The 21656-nt window shown below is 68.5% G+C and carries 20 protein-coding genes; 10 read left to right on the top strand and 10 right to left on the bottom strand.

From position 1 onward, the window contains the following. Positions 1-71: 71 nt before the first annotated feature. A complete protein-coding gene (locus PSV23_RS12890; RefSeq protein ID WP_300469596.1) occupies positions 72-1136 on the top strand; it encodes a transcriptional regulator in 1065 nt (354 codons plus the stop codon). A gap of 15 nt (positions 1137-1151) precedes the next feature. Here PSV23_RS12890 and PSV23_RS12885 read toward each other — a convergent pair whose 3' ends face one another. The 3 genes from PSV23_RS12885 to PSV23_RS12875 all read right to left on the bottom strand — a co-directional run bounded on the left by PSV23_RS12885 (position 1152) and on the right by PSV23_RS12875 (position 5143). Continuing rightward, a complete protein-coding gene (locus PSV23_RS12885) occupies positions 1152-2465 on the bottom strand; it encodes an acetyl-CoA hydrolase/transferase family protein (RefSeq protein WP_300469594.1) in 1314 nt (437 codons plus the stop codon). Positions 2466-2549: 84 nt separating this feature from the next. After that, the gene (locus PSV23_RS12880; RefSeq protein ID WP_300469592.1) at positions 2550-3464 is read right to left on the bottom strand and encodes a hydroxymethylglutaryl-CoA lyase; all 915 of its coding nucleotides are present in this window, start codon (positions 3462-3464) and stop codon (positions 2550-2552) included. After that, on the bottom strand, positions 3461-5143 hold the full coding sequence (locus PSV23_RS12875; RefSeq protein WP_370461073.1) for an ArnT family glycosyltransferase: 1683 nt from the start codon (positions 5141-5143) through the stop codon (positions 3461-3463). Before PSV23_RS12875 ends, PSV23_RS12880 begins: the two co-directional genes overlap by 4 nt. A gap of 147 nt (positions 5144-5290) precedes the next feature. Here PSV23_RS12875 and PSV23_RS12870 point away from each other — a divergent pair, with 147 nt between their 5' ends. Together PSV23_RS12870 and PSV23_RS12865 are read left to right on the top strand one after the other, a co-directional pair. Beyond that, positions 5291-6019, top strand: a complete 729-nt coding sequence (locus PSV23_RS12870; RefSeq protein ID WP_300469587.1) for a glycosyltransferase family 2 protein — start codon at positions 5291-5293, stop codon at positions 6017-6019. A gap of 85 nt (positions 6020-6104) precedes the next feature. Then, on the top strand, positions 6105-6533 hold the full coding sequence (locus PSV23_RS12865; RefSeq protein ID WP_300469585.1) for a hypothetical protein: 429 nt from the start codon (positions 6105-6107) through the stop codon (positions 6531-6533). Between the two features lie 378 nt (positions 6534-6911). On the opposite strand, the gene PSV23_RS12860 is transcribed toward PSV23_RS12865, so the two are convergent. Genes PSV23_RS12860 through PSV23_RS12850 form a run of 3 tightly spaced genes read right to left on the bottom strand, consistent with a single transcriptional unit; the run spans position 6912 to position 8655 of the window. Next, on the bottom strand, positions 6912-7262 hold the full coding sequence (locus PSV23_RS12860) for a hypothetical protein (RefSeq protein ID WP_300469582.1): 351 nt from the start codon (positions 7260-7262) through the stop codon (positions 6912-6914). 1 nt (position 7263) lies between these two features. Next, positions 7264-7878, bottom strand: a complete 615-nt coding sequence (gene phaR / locus PSV23_RS12855; protein ID WP_300469580.1) for a polyhydroxyalkanoate synthesis repressor PhaR — start codon at positions 7876-7878, stop codon at positions 7264-7266. Between the two features lie 57 nt (positions 7879-7935). Continuing rightward, positions 7936-8655 carry a hemolysin III family protein gene (locus tag PSV23_RS12850; RefSeq protein WP_300469577.1) on the bottom strand — a complete coding sequence of 240 codons (720 nt, stop codon included), beginning with the start codon at positions 8653-8655 and terminating at the stop codon, positions 7936-7938. A 220-nt stretch (positions 8656-8875) separates the two neighbouring features. Here PSV23_RS12850 and PSV23_RS12845 point away from each other — a divergent pair, with 220 nt between their 5' ends. Then, complete coding sequence (locus PSV23_RS12845; RefSeq protein ID WP_300469575.1) at positions 8876-10054, top strand: acetyl-CoA C-acetyltransferase; 1179 nt, start codon at positions 8876-8878, stop codon at positions 10052-10054. 3 nt (positions 10055-10057) lie between these two features. On the opposite strand, the gene PSV23_RS12840 is transcribed toward PSV23_RS12845, so the two are convergent. After that, positions 10058-11149 (bottom strand): YeiH family protein, encoded by a 1092-nt coding sequence (locus PSV23_RS12840; RefSeq protein WP_300469573.1) that lies wholly within the window; start codon positions 11147-11149, stop codon positions 10058-10060. A 39-nt stretch (positions 11150-11188) separates the two neighbouring features. Beyond that, on the bottom strand, positions 11189-12553 hold the full coding sequence (gene glmM / locus PSV23_RS12835; protein WP_300469571.1) for a phosphoglucosamine mutase: 1365 nt from the start codon (positions 12551-12553) through the stop codon (positions 11189-11191). A gap of 166 nt (positions 12554-12719) precedes the next feature. Between glmM and glmS the strand changes: the two genes are divergently transcribed. Continuing rightward, entirely contained in the window at positions 12720-14534 is a 1815-nt protein-coding gene (gene glmS / locus PSV23_RS12830) for a glutamine--fructose-6-phosphate transaminase (isomerizing) (RefSeq protein WP_300469569.1), read from the top strand. A 55-nt stretch (positions 14535-14589) separates the two neighbouring features. Next, complete coding sequence (gene galU, locus PSV23_RS12825; RefSeq protein WP_300469567.1) at positions 14590-15468, top strand: UTP--glucose-1-phosphate uridylyltransferase GalU; 879 nt, start codon at positions 14590-14592, stop codon at positions 15466-15468. A gap of 6 nt (positions 15469-15474) precedes the next feature. Here galU and PSV23_RS12820 read toward each other — a convergent pair whose 3' ends face one another. Together PSV23_RS12820 and PSV23_RS12815 are read right to left on the bottom strand one after the other, a co-directional pair. Next, complete coding sequence (locus tag PSV23_RS12820; protein WP_300469565.1) at positions 15475-15699, bottom strand: hypothetical protein; 225 nt, start codon at positions 15697-15699, stop codon at positions 15475-15477. A 39-nt stretch (positions 15700-15738) separates the two neighbouring features. Continuing rightward, a complete protein-coding gene (locus tag PSV23_RS12815; protein WP_300469563.1) occupies positions 15739-16482 on the bottom strand; it encodes an alpha/beta hydrolase in 744 nt (247 codons plus the stop codon). Positions 16483-16552: 70 nt separating this feature from the next. Between PSV23_RS12815 and PSV23_RS12810 the strand changes: the two genes are divergently transcribed. The 4 genes from PSV23_RS12810 (at position 16553) to PSV23_RS12795 (ending at position 21511) form a co-directional block, all read left to right on the top strand. Continuing rightward, positions 16553-17524: a glycosyltransferase family 9 protein gene (locus PSV23_RS12810; RefSeq protein WP_300469560.1), complete on the top strand. Its 972-nt coding sequence runs from the start codon at positions 16553-16555 to the stop codon at positions 17522-17524. A gap of 123 nt (positions 17525-17647) precedes the next feature. After that, on the top strand, positions 17648-18169 hold the full coding sequence (gene infC / locus PSV23_RS12805) for a translation initiation factor IF-3 (protein WP_055827440.1): 522 nt from the start codon (positions 17648-17650) through the stop codon (positions 18167-18169). A 93-nt stretch (positions 18170-18262) separates the two neighbouring features. Beyond that, positions 18263-19513, top strand: a complete 1251-nt coding sequence (locus PSV23_RS12800) for an MFS transporter (protein ID WP_300469558.1) — start codon at positions 18263-18265, stop codon at positions 19511-19513. 66 nt (positions 19514-19579) lie between these two features. Next, the gene (locus PSV23_RS12795; RefSeq protein ID WP_300469556.1) at positions 19580-21511 is read left to right on the top strand and encodes a S9 family peptidase; all 1932 of its coding nucleotides are present in this window, start codon (positions 19580-19582) and stop codon (positions 21509-21511) included. The last annotated feature ends 145 nt before the right edge of the window (positions 21512-21656 follow it).

Below are 21656 nucleotides of genomic sequence, written 5' to 3'. Positions count from 1 at the left end.
TGAGTGAGGCTGCATGCGTGCCCTGCGCGCCGGGTGAGCAGCATGAGCAACTCGTGAGGATCTGCTGAAAAATGGAGCCCGGCGGTTTTCGCTTCGAAGGATTCCGGCTTGATCCCCTCGACCGCCGCCTGTCGCGCGACGGGGCTCCGGTCGATCTCAACGCCCGCTATCTGGACGCCCTGATCCTGCTGGTCGGCGAGCATGGCCGGCTGGTGTCCAAGGACCGCTTCATGGCCGAGGTCTGGCGCGGCGTGCCCGTCACGGACGAAGCCCTGACCCAGTGCGTCCGCACCCTGCGACGCTGCCTCGGTGACGACGCCGCGCGGCCGCGCTTCATCGAGACCGTGCCCCGGTACGGCTACCGCTTCATCGCCGCCGTCGAGACAGCGGACGGACAAACGTCCAAGGCGCCGGCCGCGGATCGAGAGTCGCCGCGGGTCCAGCGGCGCTTCTTCTTCACCGGCGCGGCGGCCGTGGCGGGCGGCGGGTTCGCCGGCGCGCTCGGCGGAATCCTCTACGGCGCCTTCAGCCTCGCGCCCTCGCCCCAGGCCGGCATGGGATCAGCCTCGGTGATCATGGTAATGATCGCCCTCACGGCCCTCATCGGCCTGTTGGGCGGCGCGGGCGTCGGCTTCGGCGTCGCGGCGGCGGACGCCCTGGCGCGGCGTCACCCCCTGTGGACCACCCTCGGCGGCAGCGCCGGCGGCCTGACCGTCGGCGCCGCGGTCAATGTGCTGGGCGCCGACGCCTTCAACCTGCTGTTCGGCCATTCCCCCGGCGGCATCACCGGCGCAGGGGAGGGGGCGGTGCTGGGCGCCGCCGTCGGCTTCGCGGTATGGGCGGTGACCCGGGACGCCCGACCCTTGCGGCTGCGGCGCGGCCTGGCCGCTGGCGCCGCGGCCGGGACCGCCGCCGGCGTGGTCATCGCCCTGCTCGGCGGTCGGCTGATGGCCGGCAGTCTCGACCGGCTGTCCGCCGGCTTTCCGGCCTCGCGCCTCAGTCTGGCGCCGATCGGTCGCTGGTTCGGAGAGACCGGATTCGGCCCGATCAGCCAGCTGACGACCGCCGCCCTCGAGGGCGCGTTGTTCAGCGCCTGCGTCGTTGGCGCCGTGGTTCTCATGCGGCGGCGCTTCTGAAGCTCCGGGCTGGTTTTACAGCAGGCCCGCCTCCCGCGCCGCCCGCTCCAGCTCCTCCCGGAAGCGCGGATCGGCGATGGCGATCAGGGTGCGGGCGCGCTGGGCGTCGCTCTTGCCCTTGAGCTCGGCCCGGCCGTGTTCGGTGACGATGATGTGCACGTCGTTGCGCGGCGCCGTCACCGGTCCGGCCAGCCGGGCCACGATGCGCGAGACCGTCCCCTTGGCCGCCGTCGAATGGCAGGCGATGATCGACCGCCCTCCGGCCGAGGCGTAGGCCCCGCGCACGAAGTCCAGCTGACCGCCCGAGGCCGTGAACTGGCGCCCGTTCAGATGCTCCGAACAGCAGGCCCCGGTCAGATCGACCTGCAGGGTGGCGTTGACCGAGACCATCCGGTCGTTGCGGGCGATGACGGCCGGGTCGTTCACATAGTCGACCGGATACGCCTCGAAATCGCGGTTGCCGTCCAGATAGTCATAGGTGGCGCGCGTGCCCATGCAGAACGAGAACACCCCCTTGCCCGGATGCAGGGTCTTGCGGGCGTTGGTGATCACCCCATCCTGCATCAGCCGCGCCAGGCCGGGCGTCAGCATCTCGGTATGCAAACCCAGGTCGCGGCGATCGCGCAAGGCGGCGCAGACCGCGTTCGGCAGGGCCCCGATGCCCATCTGCAGGGTCGAGCCGTCCTCGATCATGTCGGCGATCAGGCCGCCGATGGCGATATCGCTGGGCGTCGCCTCGGCCACCGGCAGTTCCAGCAGGGGCGTGGGGTTCTCGACCACGGCCGTCACGCGCGAGATGTGCACCGTGCAGTCGCCGAACACCCGCGGCATCGCCGGATTGACCTCGAGGATGATCCGTCCGGCGTGCTCGCTGACCGGCTTGTTGTAGTCGGTGTTGATCCCGAAGCTGAAGAAGCCGTCCTCGTCCATCGGCGAGACGGTGCAGATCAGGGTGTCGAGCCCCGCCTCGCGCATGACCCGCGGCGTCTGCTGGAAGCTGGTGGGGACGAAGGTGACGGGATTGGGCCGGCCCGCCGCTCGCGCCCGCGCCTCCAGCCCGCGCTCGATGGCGCTGTGGAAAAGGCTCACCGGACGGATGCGGCCCATCAGCTCGTCCGTCAGCACCGTCTGGCCGGCGATCCCGGTGGATAGCAGATAATACAGGCTGACCTCCTCGACCTGACCTGCCCGGGCCCGGTCCGCCAGGGCGGCGAGAATGGCCGGCGGCTGTGAGAAGCCGAGCCCCATCGCCACCCGGGCGCCGGAGAGGATCAGGGCGGCGGCGTCCGTCGCGGACATCAGGCGCTGGGCGTACAAGGCGTTCGGCATGGCGGTTTCCATCGGCGAGCCGGACCCTAGCCGATCGGCGCGTCAGACAACCCGACTTCGATCAAATCGGCCATCACCCTCGACTTAAGTCGGCCATCCCCCCGCGCGGCTCAGCGCGCTCGGCGCGGGGCGGCCGATCTTCCCGCCAATCCAGCGCGCGGTTCCGATCAGGGCGTCGAGGTCGTAGCCGGTCGAATACCCCGCCCGCTCCAGCATATAGACCAGGTCCTCGGTGGCGATATTGCCCGTGGCGCCCGGCGCGAAGGGGCAGCCGCCGATGCCGCCCACGGACGCGTCCAGAACGTCCACCCCGGCCTCGACGCCCGCATGGGCGTTGGCCAGTCCGGTATTGCGGGTGTCGTGAAAATGCAGCCGTAGAACGGCGTCGGGTGCGGCCTTGCGGGCGGCCTCGACCTTGCGAGTCACGCTCCACGGATCGCCGACGCCTATGGTGTCGGCCAAGGCGATCTCGGCCATTCCCAACGCCGCGATCCGGCCCACCAGCTCAGCCACCTGATCGGTCGACACCTCGCCGTCGAACGGGCAGCCCCAGACGCACGACAGGGTGGCCGAAAGCGAGGGCGTCGCGCCCGGCGACCCTTCGGCGTTCTGTCGTCCGGCCATGATGTCCGCCAGCATCTGCACCTGCTGGTCCACGGTCAGGCCCTGGTTCTTCAGACCGAAGCCGTCGGTGGCCGACAGGGCCACATTGACCTCGTCCACCGCCGTTCCCAACGCCCGGTCATAGCCCTTGCCGTTCAGCACCAGGCCGATGCGGCTGCGGCCCGGCTCCTTCGGCAAGGCCGCCATCACCTCCTCGGCCCCCGCCATCTGCGGCACATATTTCGGATGGACGAAGCTGACCGCCTCGATCCGCCGCGCCCCCGCCGCCTCCAGCCGCCGGATCAGATCGACGCGGACGGCGGGTTCGAGGAGCGCCGTCTCGTTCTGCAGGCCGTCGCGGGGTCCGACCTCGACGATGGTGATCGGGCGACTCATCGGGCCGGCCCGGGTCCGGTCGGGGTCGCGATGCCGGGCGGGGCGTAGACGGTCAGGCTGACGTCGTCGCCCTTGGAATAGTTGTGGCCGTTGACCACGCCCACGGCGCGGCCGGTGACGCCCAGGCGTGCGGCCGCGTCGCGGAAGGCGTCGGCGTCGCCTTCCTCGACGATGGCCGGCCGGCCCTCGGCAAGGGCGCGCGCGGCCCCTTCGGCGTCGGTCAGTTCGGTGTCCTTGCCGGTCAGGAAGACGAAGCTGGGCTCATGGAAGCTGGTGATCGCCACCGGTCCGGCCCGGCCCTGATGCGGATGCAGGTCGGCCCGCTCCAGCACCTTTTCCAGCTGGGGAGCCACCGCGAGCGGACGCAGCTGGCGCAAGGTGCCGGCGAGGGCGGCATGGGCCATGACGCCCAGGGTCAGCGACACCAGCAGGGCCGTCACCGCCGCCCGGTGCATCATCAAAAAGGCCCCGACCAGACTGGCCATGATGGCGAAGACGATGGTCAGGGTCGCCCAAGTCTGGGCGGTGGACTTGCCATATTCGGTCAGCAGGTACACCGAGCCGACGGCCAGCAGTCCCCCCGCGAACAGGGTCAGACCCACCCCGGCGTAGCGCGAGATCCGCCCGACCGGCCGCATCACGGCGGCGGCGGCCAGCAGGGCCAGACCGCCGAACGTCGGCAGGGTGTAGTGGGCCAGTTTGGTCGGCGTCAGCTCGAAGATCAGCCAGGCCGGAACCACCCAGCAGACCAGAAACCGGATCGCTGGCTCGGCCCGCCGGCTCCAGCCGGTCGAGACGGCGGCGGGCAGCAACAGGGTCGCCGGGAAGAACAGCAGCGGCGCGATCAGCAGATAGAAGCCGGGCAGGACCCCATGGCCCTCGTCCCCCCCCGCCACCTTGGGCGCCAGATCGCCCCCGATGGCCTCGCGCCAGAAGCCACCGTCGGTGGCGATGGTGATGGCGATGGCCCACGGCCCGACGATCAGGGCCACCAGCGGCAGGCCCCAGCCCCAGCCCAGCCGCCTCAGCCACGATACGTCGCGATCCCAGATCGACAGGGCCAGTATCGCGGGCGCGATGACCAGCAGGCCGATCGGGCCCTTGACCAGAATGGACAGCCCCAGGCCCAGCCAGAAGGCCAGCTTCCACGGTCTTCGCGGCGCCTCCCCGGCCCGCGCCGCCAGATAAATGCGCGCCAGCCCCGCCATGGCCAGGGTCACGGCCCCGCACAGCATGGCGTCGGTCTTGGCGATCCCCGCCTCGGTCGACAGCAGGAAGCTGGCCCCGAGGATCGCCCCGGCCAGGAAACCCGCCCTCTGGCCGAACATGGCGGCGCCGGCCCAGGCGCAGGCGGCGGCGGCCAGCATGGCGCCCAGCAGCGAGGGAATGCGGTAGGGCGCGATGTCCCGGTTCTCGACCTTCGAGGTCACCGCCACGGCCACGGCCTGCATCCAGTAGATGCCGACCGGCTTCTTCCAGCGCGGCTCGTCCTGATAGCGGATATCGACATAGTCGCCGCTCTCGAGCATCTGCGACGTGGCCTGGGCGTAGCGGCTCTCGTCCCGATCCAGCGGCGGCAACAGCATCAGCACCGGCAGGCCGGCGAACAGGGCGATCAGCGCCGCCAGCAAGGGCCCGCGCCAGCCGGCGATGTATCGGTCGAAGTCGGAGCCCGTCATGGTCATCTTCCTATCACGGCCATTCGGTGCGTCACATTGTTTGAGCTTTCTCTGTTCCGTGCATCCCCGCCTTCGCGGGGATGCACGGATGTGAAGACAGGGCGGGCCCACCTCCCGCAGCCCGCCGAAACGGGCTAGAGAGCCAGGATGAACGAAGCCATCCCCGACATCTCCGTCGTCGTCCCGGTCCATAACGAGGAAGGCGCCGCCGGTCCCCTGGCCCGCGAGATCGCCGAGGCCTTCGCCGGACGGTCGTACGAGATGGTGTTCGTCGACGACGCCTCGCGGGACAGCACCCTGGCCGAACTGCGCGGCCTGATGGCCGAACTGCCGGCCCTGCGCGTGCTCGGCCACGGATCGAACGCGGGCCAGAGCCGGGCGGTGCGCACCGGCGTCCTGGCCGCCCGGGCCCCGATCGTGGTGACCCTCGACGGCGACGGCCAGAACCCCCCCGCGGACGCGCCGAAGCTGGCCGATCTGCTCGTGTCGTCGCCGTCCTCGGTGGCCCTGGTCGGCGGCCGTCGGGCCAAACGTCAGGATTCGGCCGCCAAGCGTCAGGCCTCGCTGTGGGCCAACCGCATCCGCAGGAAGCTGCTGGGCGACGACGCCGACGACACCGGCTGCGGGCTCAAGGCCTTCCGGCGCGACGTCTTCCTGCGGCTGCCCTATTTCGATCACATCCACCGCTATCTGCCGGCCCTGATGATCCGCGAGGGCTATCAGAACCTCTATCTGGACGTCGATCATCGGCATCGCGAGACGGGCCAGTCGAAATACACCAACTGGGGACGGCTGATGGCCTCCCTGTCCGATCTGCTCGGCGTGATGTGGCTGAAAACCCGCTCGCGCCGCCCGGGCGCGATCAGCGAGTTCTGAGGAAGCGTAGCTGAACGGATCGAACCGGGGTATGCAGGGTTAACAAGCGCCGCCGTTGTGCGCGCCGCCGACGATGGAGCCCGCCATGCTGATCGCCATCCCGTTGCTGTTCATCCCGGTGGTGCTCTACGCCATCATCATCCTGTCCGGCGTGGTGGGAACCGGCGGTGTCGCGGCGGCGGAGCAGGCGCTTCGCGATCCGCTGTTCTCGATCCCGATGGTGTCGGGCAGCGCATGGAACGTCGGCTCCGGCGACCTGATCCTGTTCCTGTCGCTGATCATGTTGTTCTTCGAACTGCTGAAATCGACCTCGAGCCAGAAGGTGGCGATCGTCAATCACGCCCTGTCGATGATTCTCTTCGTCTTCTGCCTGGTCGCCTTCCTGTTGTTCAAGGGGTTCGCGACCTCGACCTTCTTCCTGATCCTGACCATGGTCATGCTGGACGTCCTGGCCGGCTTCATCGTCACCATCATCTCGGCCCGCAAGGACCTGGACTTCGCCGGCGGCGGCTGACTGCCCTGACCCTCTCCCGTTGGGAGAGGGCTTGAGCGCACTCCCCCACCCGTGCTCCCCGCGAAGGCGGGACCGGAGTCGAGTCGCACCCCCGTTGTCGTCATCCCGGCGAAGGTCGGGACCCAGTGGCGCCGAAGGCGATCTGTTCACGCACGCTGTATCGGTCACCCCTGTTCCCGACAGCTTCGCGCTCGCGCGCGCCGCCGGGATGACGACAGGGAGAAACCTCTCCCGCTACCGGTTTTTGAAATCAGGAAAACGCCACGAAGATCAGCGCGACGACGGCGACGTCGACGGTGCGGGCGATGAAGGTCAGCATGGCGGCGGTCCCGAACGAGGCTTGAGGACCTGTCGTTCAGCAAGGACCGTGCCGCGGGATCAGACGTCGGTGTCTTCGGCCTTGCCCGGCCGGGGACGTCGCTCGGCGGCGCCGGAATGCTCGGTCCCGAGATAGGCCGAGCGGGCCGCATCCAGCACCGGCGGGCCCCCCTTCAGGCCGCGCCGTTGTCCGGTCTGACCGATCATCTGGGCGGCGAAGGCGGCTGCGGAAGCGTCCGACGCCGGCGTCGGGGCAGGTCTTGCCGGGGGCTCGGCAGGCTCGGTCGGGAAATCGGTCACCGTCAGCGCCCGGGACTGGGCGGCGGCCCGGCGTTCGGCGGCCCGGCGTTCGGCCGAGCGGCGGTCGTCGCGGCGTTCGACGGGACCCACGGCGCGGATCTCGTCGCCCATGTCAGTCGCCCTTGCCGGGAGGCTTGGCCAGCCTGTCGATCTGGCTGCGCATCTCGTCCATCTGGCGGCGCATTTCCGCCAGCGGATCGGCGGCGGGTGCGGCCCTGGGCTCGGTCGCGGCCGAGGCTGCCGCCATGGCTCCGGGCGTCAGGGCGCCGAAGCCGGGCCACATCTTCATGGCGTCGCTGAACATGGCCATGTTGCGCTTGACCGCCTCGTCCATCAGCCCGGCGCCGGGCGCGGCTCCGAACGCCTTGGAGAACTGGCCGCGGATCTGCTCCTGCTGCCGGCTGAAATTGTCCAGCGACATCTCCAGATAGCTGGGCAGGACGCCCTGCATCTGACCGCCGTAGAAGCCGATCAGCTGGCGCAGGAACTGGACCGGCAGCAGGGCCTCGCCCCGGCTTTCTTCCTCGAAGATGATCTGGGTCAGGATCTGGCGGGTCAGGTCGTCGTTGGTCTTGGCGTCGTAGACGACGAACTCGGTCCCCTCGCGCACCATTTTCGCGAGGTCTTCCAGGGTCACATAGGCCGAGGTCGCCGTATTGTAGAGGCGACGGTTGGCGTATTTCTTGATGACGACGGTTTCGCCGGGTCCGGACTTCCTGTCAGCCACGCGCGATCCTCGTTCCTGTTGCAATGCCGCACTATGCTGCGCTGCGGACGGGAATGTCTAGCCGATGCCCACGGCGGCGGGGGCCAGGACCACGCCCACCAGAACGGCGGCCCAGTGGACGGTCGCCCCGGTGACGACGAAACCGTGCCAGATGGCGCGGCGGAATTTCACCCCGGGGCTGATGAAGACGAACACCCCGGCGGTGTAGATCAGTCCGCCCAGCACCAGCAGGACCAGGGCGATCGGATGGACGGTGTCCATCATCGGCTTCAGGGCGATGACGGCCAGCCAGCCGAACAGGGCATAGACGCCGGCCCAGAAGGCGTCGGAAATCCGCGGCGCGACCAGCTTGGCCCCGACGCCGGCCAGGGCGATCGCCCAGACCAGCAGGGTGAAGCCGATCGACCAGGCGCCTTCGAAACGCTGCGTCGTGAACGGCGTGTAGCTGCCGGCGATCATGAGGAAGATCGCGGCCTCGTCCATGCGCCGCAGGATGGGCCGGGCGGCGCAGGGCCGGGTCTGGTTGTAGACGGTCGAAACCGTCAGCATGGCGATCAGGCACAGAGCATAGATCGCGGTGGCTGCAACCGCGCCGACGCCGACGTACAGCGCGGCCAGAACCGCCAGCACGATCCCGCCGACGGCGGCCAGCGTCAGACCGACGACATGCACCACCAGGTCGGCCGTTTTCTCGGCCGGCGAGCGGTAGTGCTCGGCCATGTCCAGTTCGTCCGGTTCGCAGACCTTGACGAACACCTTCTTCAGTCTCGTGAGCATGGCCCCATCAAGCCTTTCTCGCCCTGTTTGTTCCCGTGAATATGGGGGCGGGCCGGTGACTACACGGTGAACGGCGGCGGCCGGAGGTGACGAAGGCGTCGGGATGCGGCAGAAACGCCACGACTTGTTTCCCGCGACCTAACGCCCCCGACGGGCGTAGAGGTTTCGTTTTCCATGGCCCGGCGCTCCCCCGCGCGTGGCCTGCTCCAGAGGTTCGTCCATGTCCATTGACGTCGTCATCGTCTCCGCCGCGCGCACGCCGGTCGGGTCCTTCCTCGGCGGCCTGTCCAGCCTGCCGGCGTCGAAGTTGGGCGAGATCGCCATCCGCGCCGCGCTTGAGCGCGCCGGGGTCGACGCCGCCGACGTGGACGAGGTCATCCTCGGCCATGTGCTTCAGGCCGCGGCTGGTCAGGGACCGGCCCGGCAGGCGGCGATAGGCGCGGGCATTCCGAAGGAGACGGCGGCCTGGAGCCTGAACCAGATCTGCGGCTCCGGCTTGCGCGCCGTCGCCATCGGCGCCCAGCAGATTGCTCTGGGCGACGCCAGGATCGTCGTCGCCGGCGGTCAGGAGAGCATGAGCCAGGCGCCCCACGCCCAGCACCTCCGCACTGGCCAGAAGATGGGCGACCTGTCGCTGATCGACACCATGATCCGGGACGGGCTGTGGGACGCCTTCAACGGCTATCACATGGGCCAGACGGCCGAGAACGTGGCCGGGCAGTTCCAGATCACCCGCGCCGACCAGGACGCCTTCGCCGTCGCCAGCCAGCACAAGGCAGAGGCGGCGCAGAAGGCCGGCCGGTTCGACGACGAGATCGTGCCGGTGACCATCGCCTCGAAGAAGGGCGATGTCGTCGTCGCAGCCGACGAGTTCATCCGCCACGGCGCGACCCTTGAAGCCATGGAGAAACTGCGCCCGGCCTTCGACAAGGACGGTTCGGTCACCGCCGCCAACGCCTCGGGCCTGAACGACGGCGCGGCGGCGCTGGTGCTGATGAGCGCGGATGAGGCCAGGGCCCGGGGTCTGGAAGTCCTGGCGCGGATCGTCTCCTCGGCCACGGCGGGCGTGGATCCGGCGGTCATGGGCACGGGCCCGATCCCGGCGTCGAGGAAGGCGCTGGAGAAGGCGGGCTGGACCGTCGCTGACCTGGACCTCGTCGAATCCAACGAGGCCTTCGCGGCCCAGAGCCTGTGCGTGCTGCGCGAACTCGGGCTGGATCCGAACAAGGTCAACGTCAACGGCGGCGCCATCGCCATCGGCCACCCCATCGGCGCGTCAGGGGCCCGCATCCTGACGACCCTGCTGCACGAGATGAAGCGGCGCGGGGCCAGCAAGGGTCTGGCGACCCTGTGCATCGGCGGCGGCATGGGCGTGGCCATGTGCGTCGAGCGGGACTGATCCTCAGAGGACGGCGAGCAGCCCGATCAGGCCGAGGGCCAGGCCGATCAGTGACAGCAGCGACAGGGTGACGACGGCGGCGATGCGGACGCCCGACCGGGCGACGGCGCGGGCGTCGGTGCTCAACCCCAGGGCGGCCATCGAGATCAGCGTCAGGGCGGTGGCGGCCTGGGCCATGACCGGCAGGGCCGGGCCGGGGATCAGGCCCAGAGACCGCGCGGCCATCATCAGCAGAAAGCCGACGATGAACCACGGAACCAACTGACCGACCGAGATCCGGCGCGACCGGGCGGCTGCATCCTCTCCCTGAACGGTAACACCCCGATCAGACCCGCGGCCCAGGGCGGTGGCGACGGCCAGGAACAGGCAGACCGGACCCAGCATCAGCACGCGGACCAGCTTGATCAGCGTCCCGGCCTGGGTCGCCACCGCCCCCACCGGCATGGTTGCGGCCAGAACCTGGGGCACGGCATAGACGGTCAGGCCGGCCAGAACACCGTAGTTCAGGTCGCTCATCCGCAGCGCCGCGCCCAGCAACGGGAGGACGAGCACCGCTCCGACTCCGAGGACGGCGGTGAAGGCGATGGCGGCGGAAACATCTTCGGCGTCGGCGTCGATCACCGGCGCCACCGCCGCGATGGCGGAGTTGCCGCAGATGGCGTTGCCGCATGCGATCAGCACCGCCATCCGGTGCGGCAGGCGCAGCAGCCGCCCAAGCGCATAACTGACGGCCAGGGCGAGCACGACGACCAGGGCCGTCCCCGCCAGCAGTCCGGGACCGATGGCCATGACGGTGGCGGCGCTGATCGAGGCGCCCAACAGCACCACCGCGATCTCGAGCAGGGTCCGGGCGCTGAAGTCTATGCCCGGGCGCAGGCCGGCGGGCGGGGTCCACACGAACCGGACGGCCGCCCCGATCAGGATGGCCAGCACGATGGCGTCGATCCATCCCCGTCCGAACAGCCGCAGCTCCAGCGCCTGTACGGCGATGGCCGCGACGGTGACTGCCACACAGGCGATCAGGCCGGGAAACAGGGACAGGACGATCCTGACCGCACGCGACGGACCGGGCGCCGGGGGGCGGATGGGAATCATCGGATGAGACTGCGCCGGGGACGCGTCCTGATCCACCGCTCAGTTCGCGCCGGACTGGCCCGCCGCCTTCACCGCGGCGACCACGTCGGCCACGACGGACTTCACCAGCGCCGCGTCGTCGCCCTCGGCCATCACCCGGATCAGTTTCTCGGTTCCGGACGGCCGCACCAGCAGGCGTCCGACCCCCGCCAGACGCGCCTCGGCGGCGGCGACAGCGGCCTTGACTCCGGCGTCCTGCAGCGGCTTGCCCGTCGTGAAGCGAACGTTCTCCAGAAGCTGCGGCACCGGCTCGAACTGGCGGGCCAGGTCGCTCATAGCGCGGCCGCTTTCGACCAGAACCGCCAGCACCTGCAGCGCCGACATCAGGCCGTCACCCGTGGTGGCATAGTCGTGCAGGATGATGTGGCCCGACTGTTCGCCGCCCATGTTGAAGCCGCCCTGACGCATCCGCTCCATGACATAGCGGTCGCCGACCTTGGTCCGCTCCAGCGTCAGGCCGGCGGCGTTCAGCGCGCGCTCCATCCCGAGGTTGGACATGACGGTGGCGACCACGCCGCCGCCGACCAGCAGCCCGCGCTTCGCCCAATCGAGCGCCACCATGGCCATGATCTGGTCGCCGTCGATGATCTGGCCGTTCTCGTCGCAGATGATGACGCGGTCGGCGTCCCCGTCGAGGGCGATGCCGATATCGGCGCGATGGGTTTTCACCGCCTCGGCCAGGGCCTGCGGATAGGTCGAACCGCAGTTGGCGTTGATGTTCAGGCCGTTGGGCTCGACGCCGACCGGGAAAACCTCGGCGCCCAGCTCATAGAGGGTCGTCGGCGCGACCTTGTAGCCGGCGCCGTTGGCGCAATCGATGGCGATGCGCAGGCCCTGAAGGCTGAGGCCCTTGGGGAAGCTGGCCTTTGCGATCTCGATGTAGCGGGCCTGGGCGTCATCAATGCGTTTGACCCGACCCAGCTTGTCCGGCGGCGCAAGACCCTCGTCGAGGGCCTGGTCCATCATGGATTCGATCTTCAGTTCGACAGCGTCCGAGAGTTTGTAGCCGTCCGGCCCGAACAGCTTGATGCCGTTGTCGAGATAGGCGTTGTGCGAGGCGGAGATCATCACCCCGATGTCGGCCCGCATCGATCGGGTCATCATGGCCACGCCGGGGGTTGGCAGCGGCCCGAAGGTCAGCACGTCCATGCCCGCCGAGGCGAAACCCGCCACCAGAGCCGGTTCGATCATGTATCCCGACAGCCGCGTGTCCTTGCCGATCACGACGAGGTGCCGGCGGTCGTCGGACGACATGAACAGCCGCCCCGCCGCCAGCCCGACCCGCAGCGCCACTTCAGGCGTCATCGGGTGGCTGTTGGCGCGGCCGCGGATGCCGTCGGTGCCGAAATAGCGTCTCTCGCCCAAGCGTCGTCTTCCTCTCGTCGCGGTCGCAGAAACCTTGCGAAACCGCTTTTTAGGTGCAAACCGGGGCGCCTGTCGCCTACATCGGCGCCAGACAGCCGGGCTCGGCTTAGACCGTTACCCGTCCGCGCGCAAAGCGCGGAAAGGCAGATTTCCGAGGGACTTATCCATGTGCGGCATCATCGGTGTGACGGGCGTAGGCCCGGCGGTTCCCCGTTTGATCGACAGCCTGAAGCGGCTGGAATACCGGGGCTATGACTCTGCGGGTGTCGCCGCTCTCGTGGATGGGCGCATCGAACGCCGTCGCGCCAAGGGCAAGATTCGCGAGCTCGAGGCCGTGCTCGCGGCCGAACCGCTGAACGCAACGATCGGCATCGGGCATACGCGCTGGGCGACGCACGGCGCGCCCACGACCGCCAACGCCCATCCGCACAAGGCCGGCCGCGTCGTGCTGGTCCACAACGGCATCATCGAGAATTTCGCCGAACTGAAGGCTGAACTGGCCAGGGATGGCCACGTGTTCGAGAGTCAGACCGACACCGAGGTGGTCGCCCACCTGCTGGATCGCGAACTGGGCCGCGGCAATGACCCGCTAGTCGCCTTCAAGACCGTTCTGGACCGTCTGACCGGCGCCTATGCACTGGCGGTGCTGATCGAGGGCGAGGACGGGCTGATCCTCGGCGCCCGGCGCGGCAGCCCGCTGGTCGTCGGCTGGGGCGAGGGCGAGATGTATCTGGGCTCGGACGCCCTGGCGGTCGGCCCCTTCACCCAGAAGATCAGCTATCTGGAAGAGGGCGACTATGTCGGAGTCGACCGGAACGGCGCGCGCATGTTCGACGTGGACGGCGCCGCGGTCGAACGACCGATCGTGCAGGTCTCGGCCTCTTCGGCCCTGGTGGAGAAGGGCGAGTACCGGCACTTCATGGAGAAGGAAATCCATGAGCAGCCCGACAGCGTCCAGCACACCCTGTCCCACTACCTGGACTTCGTGAACGGCAAGGCCAAGACCGATTCGGCCGACTTCGCCGCCATCGACCGCATTCAGATCGTGGCCTGCGGCACCGCCTTTTACGCCGGTCAGATTGGCCGCTATGCGTTCGAGAAGCTGGCCGGCCTGCCCTGCGACGTCGAGATCGCGTCAGAGTTCCGATACCGCAATCCGGCTCTGACGCCGGGTACGCTGGCAGTCGCCGTCAGCCAGTCGGGCGAGACCGCCGACACCTTGGCCAGCCTGTCGTGGTGCAAGGCCAAGGGCCTGAAAACCGCCGCTCTGGTGAATGTCCACTCGTCCTCGATGGCGCGTGAGGCCGGGCATCTGTGGCCGACCCACGCGGGCCCTGAGATCGGCGTCGCCTCGACCAAGGCCTTCACGGCCCAGGTCGCCGCCCTGCTGGCCCTTGCCGTCGCGGCGGGCGTCCAGCGCGGCCATATCGACGCCGCGCGCGAGGCCGAACTGGTCAGGGCCCTGTTCGAGGCCCCACGGCTGATCGCAGAAGCCATGAGCATGGAGGACGACCTGAAGGCCGTCGCCCACGACATCGCCAAGGCTACCGACGTCCTGTTCCTGGGCCGCGGGGCCATGTTCCCGCTGGCCATGGAGGGAGCGCTGAAGCTGAAGGAGATCAGCTATATCCACGCCGAAGGATACGCCGCTGGCGAGTTGAAGCATGGGCCTATCGCCCTCGTCGATGAATACACGCCGATCGTCGCCCTCGCCCCGCTGGACGAGGTGTTTGAAAAGACCGCCTCCAACCTGCAGGAGGTCGCCGCGCGCGGCGGGCCCGTCATCATGATCGCGCCGAAGTCCGCGCCCGATCCGCACGGCGCCGGCATCCGGCGCGTCGACGCCCCCGAATGTCACTCGCTGATCGCGCCCCTGATCTACGCCATCCCGGTGCAACTGCTGGCCTATTACACGGCCGTTCAGAAGGGCACGGACGTCGACCAGCCACGCAACCTGGCCAAATCCGTAACTGTCGAGTGATCGCATCCGGGCGCGAATGCGTTACGCTGCTCCAACTCGCCGTTCAGGATTCCGCATGACCGCTCACAGCCGCCGCCTTCGCAAGGCCGTCCTGCCCGTCGCCGGCCTCGGTACTCGGGTCCTGCCCGGCACCAAGACCACGCCGAAGGAACTGCTGAACGTCGTCGACCGGCCGATCCTCAGCTACATCGTCGAAGAGGCTCGCGAGGCCGGGATCGAGCACATCGTCTTCGTCACCGGCCGCTCGAAGGGGGCGATCGAGGACTATTTCGACCACCAGATCGAACTCGAGGCCCAGCTTCTGGCCAAGGGCAAGACGGACATCCTCGACGCGATGATCGCCGAACTGGCGACGGCCGGCGAAATGAGCTTCACACGGCAGATGCAGCCGCTGGGCCTGGGCCACGCGGTATGGTGCGCGCGTGACATCATCGGCGACGAGCCGTTCGCCGTCCTGCTGCCCGATGTGATCGTGGATTCCCAGCCGGGCGCGCTGAAGCAGCTGGCCGATGTCTATGCCCAGGTCGGGGGCAACGTCATAGGCGTGGAGGCCGTGCCCGAGACCGAAACCCACAAATACGGCATCGTCGACCCCGAGAACCGGGACGGGCGCCACATCCGGATGAAGGGGATGATCGAAAAGCCGCCGCGCGGCGAGGCGCCGTCAAACCTGTCGATCTCTGGCCGCTACATCCTGCAGCCGGAAATATTCGGCATCCTGGAGAATCAGCCGCGCGGCGCGGGCGGCGAGATCCAGCTGACCGATGGCATGGCCCGGCTGATGAAGGAGCAGACCTTCACGGCCGTGGAGTACGAGGGTGTCACGCACGACTGCGGCGACAAGATCGGCCTGCTGCGCGCCAATGTGGCCCTGGCGCTGAAACGTCCGGATCTGGGCGAGGCCGCGAGGGCGGCGATTACCGCCCTGCTTTAGCGGGACTCAACCGCCGCTGGTCAGCCGGGAGGCGCCGCCGGTGATCCTGCAGACGTTGTCGTTCTGAGGCCGACCGGATTGCTGGCCAGTCGGAACCAGAATGCCGCCCCGGGCGGAGCAATCGTCGGCCAGGCGCTGCAGTTCGGAAGCGTAGCGGTCAACGCCTGGAGTCGGGGCGCAACCGGCTGCGGCCAGCAGAAGCAGGGCGGGAGCGAGGGTCAGGACGCGCATGATGAAGTCTCCTTGCGGATGCGACCTCCATTTAAGCGCTCAACGGCGCATCCGTTCAATCGCCTCGACCAGCCGCTCGATATCCGCCGGGCCGGACAGGCGATGGTCGCCGCCTTCGATCAGGTCCAGCCGGACATCGCCTCCGGTCAGGCGTTCGACCAGACGGATCGCGTGCCGCCACGGCACCACGTCGTCGGCCCGTCCCTGAAGGATATGCACGGGTGCGGCGACCGGAATGGCCGCGTCCAGCATCAGCCAGTTCCGCGCCTCTTCGAACATGGCGAGGGTCAGGACATATTCGCCGAGCCCTTCCTCGGCGATCATCGTCTCTCCATCTCGCAGGATGGCCTGCCGCTCGTGATCGGCCAGGCCGGGCCACATCAGCCGCTCGGTGAAGTCCTGGGCCGGATTGATCAGCGTCAGCCCCGCCACCCGGTCCGGCCGGGCCAGCGTCAGCAACAGCGCCACCCAGCCCCCCATCGAGGACCCGACGGGAATGACCGGCCCCTTGAGGCTGTCGATCAGGGCGATGGCGTCCTCGCGCCGGCGGCCGATGGTGGCCCGCCGCCAGTCGCCGGTCGACTGGCCGTGAGCGAAATGGTCGTAGCGGAGGTAGTTCCAGCCTCGCTCGCGGGCCGTCGCGTCCAGCGCCACGGCCTTGGTCCCGTCCATGTCGGAGCGGAAGCCGCCGATCCAGACGATCGTCGGACCCTCGCCCTCGACCTGTCGAAAGGCGAGGGTCTCGCCGTCCGGACGTTGCAGCCGCCGAATGCCGTCGCTCATGACCCGCCTCTCGCGAAAACCGTCGCGGACTGATAGCGAACCCGGCGTACCGAAGCGAAGGCCAAAGCGCGTGCCCGATCCCACGACCGCCCCCAGGGTTCTGTTCGTCACCTCCAATCGCATCGGCGACTGCGTCATCTCGTCGGGCGTGATCCGCGAGATCGGCCGCCAGCTTCCGGGCGCCCGGATCACCGTCGCCAGCGGCCGGCCCCCGGCGCCCCTGTTCCGCGCCGCGCCCGGCGTCGATCGGGTCATCATCCTCGACAAGAAGAAGTTCGCCGGACACTGGCTCGATCTGTGGAAACAGGCGGTCGGAACCCGCTGGGATCTGGTCATCGACATCCGCGGCTCGGCGCTCAGCTACCTGGTCCCGGCGAAACGGCGAGTGGTCTACAACCGCTCGTGGGAAACCGGCGTGCGCAAGGTCGAGATGGTCTCGCGCCTGATGGGGTCAGCGGCGCCGCTGGACCCGGAAATCTTTCTTGACGACCAGGCGCGGTCCGAGGCCGCCGCGGTGATCGATCCCCAACTGGCGACGGGGCCCGGGCCGATCATCGCCCTGGCGCCGATCGCGCACCAGCCGGGCAAGAGCTGGCCGGCCGATCGCTGGGGCGCGCTGGTCGGGATGCTCAAGGCTGATACACGTTTCGACGGCTGGCGTTTCATGCTGGTGGGCGGGCCGGGCGATCACCCGCCCGCGGCTCCCGCCCTGGCGGCGGCCGGAGAGCGCGGAATCGACTTCGTCGGCAAGGGCGACATCCTGGCCTCGGCCGCCGCGATCGACCGGGCGGCGCTGTTCGTCGGCAACGATTCCGGTCTGATGCATGTGGCGGCCGCAGCGGGCCGGCCGACACTGGGTCTGTTCGGTCCGACCGAGTGGTGGCTGTACGGGCCCTGGGGTCCGAAAACCCGCACCGCCGCCTCAAACGAGACCCGGGGCGAGTTCGCGCCGATCGAGGCGCTGACGACCGAGCGTGTCTTCGACGCCCTGATCGACCTGCATACCGCCTTCATCGGCGCCGGCGGCCCCGCCAAACCTTGAAGCGAAGGGCGTTCGCGGTCATATAGGGCCGCTGGAGGGGAACGCGGCGAACCGTCGCGCGCTCCGACCTGTCAGAACTCTACTTCTTCTCCACGCAAGGAACCGACGCTCATTCGCCGTCCGATGAACCAACCGCCCGTCAAGGACGGGCCCCCCATGAACCAGGATATCCGCGCGCCGCGCGTTCTGCTGATTGATCAGAACGGCGAGAAACAAGGCGTCATGCCGACGTCCGCCGCGCTGGAAGCCGCCGAAGAGGCCGGCATGGACCTGGTTCAGATCGTCTCGACGTCAGAGCCGCCGGTCTGCAAGATCCTCGACTACGGCAAATTCCGCTTCCAGGAGCAGAAGAAGAAGGCCGAGGCGCGCAAGCGCCAGAAGGTCGTCGAGCTGAAAGAAATCAAGCTCCGCCCCAACATCGACGTCCACGACTATGAGGTGAAGGCAAAGGCCATGCACCGCTTCTTCGACGAGGGCGACAAGGTCAAGGTGACGCTGCGTTTTCGCGGTCGCGAAATGGCCCACCCCGAACTGGGCATGAAGCTGTTGAACAAGGTTCAGGCCGACTTCGACGAGATCGCCAAGGTCGAATACGCGCCGCGTATGGAAGGCCGCCAGATGATCATGATCCTCGCGCCGAAATAGGTCGCGTCGGTTCAAAACTTCGGAACGCCCCGACCGGAAACGGTCGGGGCGTTTTCGTTTGTCCGCCGCAAGGCTCGGGATAAGGTCAGCGCCATGCCCAAAACCGGTTCCGCTCCCGCCGCTTCCCGTTCGGCGTTGTTCGTCCTGTTCGGCGTGGTCTTCATCAATCTGGTGGGCTTCGGCATCGTGGTGCCGCTGCTGCCCTTCTACGGCCAGACGCTGGACGCGCCGCCATGGCAGGTGGCGCTGATGTTCTCGGCCTATTCGCTGGGCCAGTTCTTCGCCGAGCCCTTCTGGGGGCGGTTGTCGGACCGGATCGGGCGCAAGCCCGTGCTGCTGATCACGGTGATCGCCAACGCCCTTGGCTACCTGATGCTGGCCTTCGCCCCCAACATCTGGCTGGCGATCGGCATCCGCCTGTTCACCGGCCTGGGCGCTGGCAATATCTCGACCGTCCAGGGCTACGTCGCCGACGTGACGCCCCCGGAACAGCGAGCGGGCCGAATGGGTCTGATCGGCGCGGCCTTCGGCCTGGGCTTCATTGTCGGGCCGGGACTGGGCGGCCTTTTGACCCGCGAGGACATGGGGACGCTGGGATATCAGCTGCCGATCTTCGTCGCCGCCGGCCTTTGCGTGCTGGCCGCGATCGGTATCGCGGTTTTGCTGAAGGAGAGCCGGGCAAAGGCGGATCCCGCCGTCCCGCGTCCGCGGTTCCTGAGCGGCGTCCATGACGCCGTGGCCAACCCCGTGGTCTCGCGCGTCCTGCTGGTCACCCTGATCTACATGGCGGGCTTCTCCGGGATGGAATCCACCTTCGGCTTCTGGACCGAGGCGCGATACGGCTGGGGCGCCCGCGAGGTGGGTCTCAGCTTCATGGCGGTCGGCATCGTCTCAACCATCTGCCAAGGCTTGATCGCCGGCCGGCTGGCGCGCCGGTTCGGCGAGGCGCGGGTGCTGGCCGTGGGATGCCTGATTTTCGGCGCGGGCCTGGTGGGGCAAGTGCTGGTCGGCCGGCTTCTGCCACATGGCGATGCGCTGGTGCCGGTGGTCATGGCGTGCGGCGCCTTCGGCATGGCGATCACCATGCCCAATATCTCGGCCCTGATCTCGCGGTCGGTCGATCCTGACCGGCAGGGCGCGATGCTGGGTCTGAACATGGCTGCGAGCTCATGCGCCCGCATCTTCGGACCAATGGCGGCGGGAGCGATCTTCTCCGGCATCGGCCACGACTGGCCGTTCCTGATCGGCGCGGCCCTGACCGTTCCGGCGGCTGTCATGGCCATCAACGCCGGACGCGCGTTCCGCAAACGGCAGGCCGGTCTGGTCTCCGCACCGGCCGAATAAAGCTCCGCTTGCAGCCACGTTGTCCCCGCCCTTATGGTTGTGGACACAGGGGGCGGGGGCCGCACAATGACTATCCGATATATGGCGTCTGCGCTGGCCGCAGCGGGCGCGATCCTGACGGCCGGGGCGGTTCGGGCCCAGGACGTCGCGCCGCTGGAGGCCTATGGGGCCATGCCCGCGCATGAACTGGTCGAGGTCTCGCCCAGCGGCGACCGGATGGCCTATGTCACCGTCGTCGGCGAGGAGCGCGCCCTCGTCATCAACGATCTGAACGACATGAGCCTGATCGGCGGGGTCCGCGCCGGGCCGGTCAAGGTGAGGGATCTCGGCTGGGTCGGCGAGGACCATGTCTATATCTACAGCACCGCCACCCAGGTCGGGGCCTCCATCGGCCTGAGGCGATCCGAGCTGGCCGATGTGTCCATCTACGAGATTCCCACGCGGCGTGTCTCGCTGGCCCTGACCCACACGCCCGGCGTCTTCGCCAAGGTGTTCGGCGCGCCGATCGTGCGCACGATCGATGGTGAACCGTCGCTGATCGTCGTTGGCCAGGGTCGCCAGGGCGCGGGCCTTTTCAACATCAACCTGTCGACCGGTATCGGCGAGGAACACGTCGATCCCGACCGCAAGGGCCCGCCTTCATTGCTGGACGTCGACGGCGAGCCCGTCGCCCGCGTCACTTATGACGGGGAGACCTATGAGGTTCAGGCCCGACGCTCCGGCTTCTGGCGCACGATGTGGCAGACGGACGCAAGGATAGACACGCCGGGACTGGCAGGCTTCGGACAAACCACGGGCAGTGTTGTGCTGAACGGCCGGATCGACGGACGCGAGGAAGGCTTCTACGCCCTCGATCTCGCAACCGGCGCCATTTCGGACCTGCCGTTCGAAGGCCGGCCCACCGGTCTGATCCATCACCCCAGGACCAGGCTGCTGATCGGGGCGCAGACGGTCGGGGACGACGACGAGGTGACCTGGCAGTTCCTCGATCCCCAGGCTGACCGCGCCTGGCGGTCGGTGCAGGCGGCGTTCCGCGGCAAGCAGCTGAGCCTGAGATCCTGGTCCGACGACATGCGCCAGATCGTCGTCTTCACCCAGGGCGCGGGCGATGCCGGCACCTATCAACTGGTGGACCTGGATCGCCGGACGGCCGAGATCGTCGGCGAGGCCTATCCGGCCATCACCGGCGCCCGCGTTGGCGAGGTGCGGCCCATCAGCTATCTGGCCGCTGACGGCATGCGCATCCCCGGCTATCTGACCCTGCCGCCCGGCGTGACCGATCCCAAGGGCCTGCCGCTGATCGTTTTCCCTCACGGGGGGCCGGCGGCGCGGGACAATATGGGCTTCGACTGGTGGGCCCAGGCCATGGCCTCGCGTGGCTATGCGGTGCTGCAGCCGAATTTCCGTGGTTCTGACGGGCTGGGAACGGCCCATCTGGAAGCGGGCTATGGCGAATGGGGCCGCAAGATGCAGACGGACCTGTCGGACGGCGTGCGCTGGCTGGCCTCGGAAGGGATCGCTGACCCGGCCCGTGTGTGCATCGTCGGGGCCAGCTACGGCGGCTATGCGGCGATGGCCGGGCCAACGCTCGATCCCGGAATCTATCGCTGCGCCGTCGCCGTCGCCGGCGTTTCGGACCTGCGCCGGATGGTGCAATGGGAGGCCGAGCAGGGCGGACGGCGCGACTCGCCGGTGGTGCGCTACTGGAATCGCTTCATGGGCGCCGACCGACTGGGCGATCGCGATCTGGCGCAGACCTCGCCCGCGGATCAGGCCGCCCGGGCCGACGCGCCGATCTTGATGCTGCACGGTCGCGACGATACGGTGGTGCCATTCGAGCAGAGCCGCATTTTCGCAGACGCCCTGCGCCGTGCGGGCAAGCCCTTTGAACTGATCGAACTGCCCAGCGAGGATCACTGGCTGTCCCGCGCCGCGACGCGCAACTGGATGCTGGCTGAAACCGTACGCTTCCTCGAGCAGCATAATCCGCCGCGATGACCGAACGCCTTGCCTTTGTGCGCTGCGTGGCCTAGAAGCCGCGCCTTCGCGTACCGAACCGCCGGGCTAAAAGGCATGCCTGGGCGGTTCTCATCAGGGTTTCCAATCCGACGGCCCGCAAGGCCTGAAGAACCGGCAACCCACT

Source organism: Brevundimonas sp. (genome assembly GCF_029946145.1).
In the GTDB taxonomy this organism is placed as follows: domain Bacteria; phylum Pseudomonadota; class Alphaproteobacteria; order Caulobacterales; family Caulobacteraceae; genus Brevundimonas.
This window is presented reverse-complemented; position numbering and strand designations above follow the sequence as displayed.

Excerpts from the sequence above, each read along its gene's own strand:
- PSV23_RS12890 (WP_300469596.1), top strand. The coding sequence starts at position 72 with ATGGAGCCCGGCGGTTTTCGCTTCGAAGGATTCCGGCTTGATCCCCTC.
- PSV23_RS12885 (WP_300469594.1), bottom strand. The coding sequence starts at position 2,465 with ATGCCGAACGCCTTGTACGCCCAGCGCCTGATGTCCGCGACGGACGCC.
- PSV23_RS12880 (WP_300469592.1), bottom strand. The coding sequence starts at position 3,464 with ATGAGTCGCCCGATCACCATCGTCGAGGTCGGACCCCGCGACGGCCTG.
- PSV23_RS12875 (WP_370461073.1), bottom strand. The coding sequence starts at position 5,143 with ATGACGGGCTCCGACTTCGACCGATACATCGCCGGCTGGCGCGGGCCC.
- PSV23_RS12870 (WP_300469587.1), top strand. The coding sequence starts at position 5,291 with ATGAACGAAGCCATCCCCGACATCTCCGTCGTCGTCCCGGTCCATAAC.
- PSV23_RS12865 (WP_300469585.1), top strand. The coding sequence starts at position 6,105 with ATGCTGATCGCCATCCCGTTGCTGTTCATCCCGGTGGTGCTCTACGCC.
- PSV23_RS12860 (WP_300469582.1), bottom strand. The coding sequence starts at position 7,262 with ATGGGCGACGAGATCCGCGCCGTGGGTCCCGTCGAACGCCGCGACGAC.
- PSV23_RS12850 (WP_300469577.1), bottom strand. The coding sequence starts at position 8,655 with ATGCTCACGAGACTGAAGAAGGTGTTCGTCAAGGTCTGCGAACCGGAC.
- PSV23_RS12845 (WP_300469575.1), top strand. The coding sequence starts at position 8,876 with ATGTCCATTGACGTCGTCATCGTCTCCGCCGCGCGCACGCCGGTCGGG.
- PSV23_RS12840 (WP_300469573.1), bottom strand. The coding sequence starts at position 11,149 with ATGATTCCCATCCGCCCCCCGGCGCCCGGTCCGTCGCGTGCGGTCAGG.
- glmS (WP_300469569.1), top strand. The coding sequence starts at position 12,720 with ATGTGCGGCATCATCGGTGTGACGGGCGTAGGCCCGGCGGTTCCCCGT.
- galU (WP_300469567.1), top strand. The coding sequence starts at position 14,590 with ATGACCGCTCACAGCCGCCGCCTTCGCAAGGCCGTCCTGCCCGTCGCC.
- PSV23_RS12820 (WP_300469565.1), bottom strand. The coding sequence starts at position 15,699 with ATGCGCGTCCTGACCCTCGCTCCCGCCCTGCTTCTGCTGGCCGCAGCC.
- PSV23_RS12815 (WP_300469563.1), bottom strand. The coding sequence starts at position 16,482 with ATGAGCGACGGCATTCGGCGGCTGCAACGTCCGGACGGCGAGACCCTC.
- infC (WP_055827440.1), top strand. The coding sequence starts at position 17,648 with ATGAACCAACCGCCCGTCAAGGACGGGCCCCCCATGAACCAGGATATC.
- PSV23_RS12800 (WP_300469558.1), top strand. The coding sequence starts at position 18,263 with ATGCCCAAAACCGGTTCCGCTCCCGCCGCTTCCCGTTCGGCGTTGTTC.
- PSV23_RS12795 (WP_300469556.1), top strand. The coding sequence starts at position 19,580 with ATGACTATCCGATATATGGCGTCTGCGCTGGCCGCAGCGGGCGCGATC.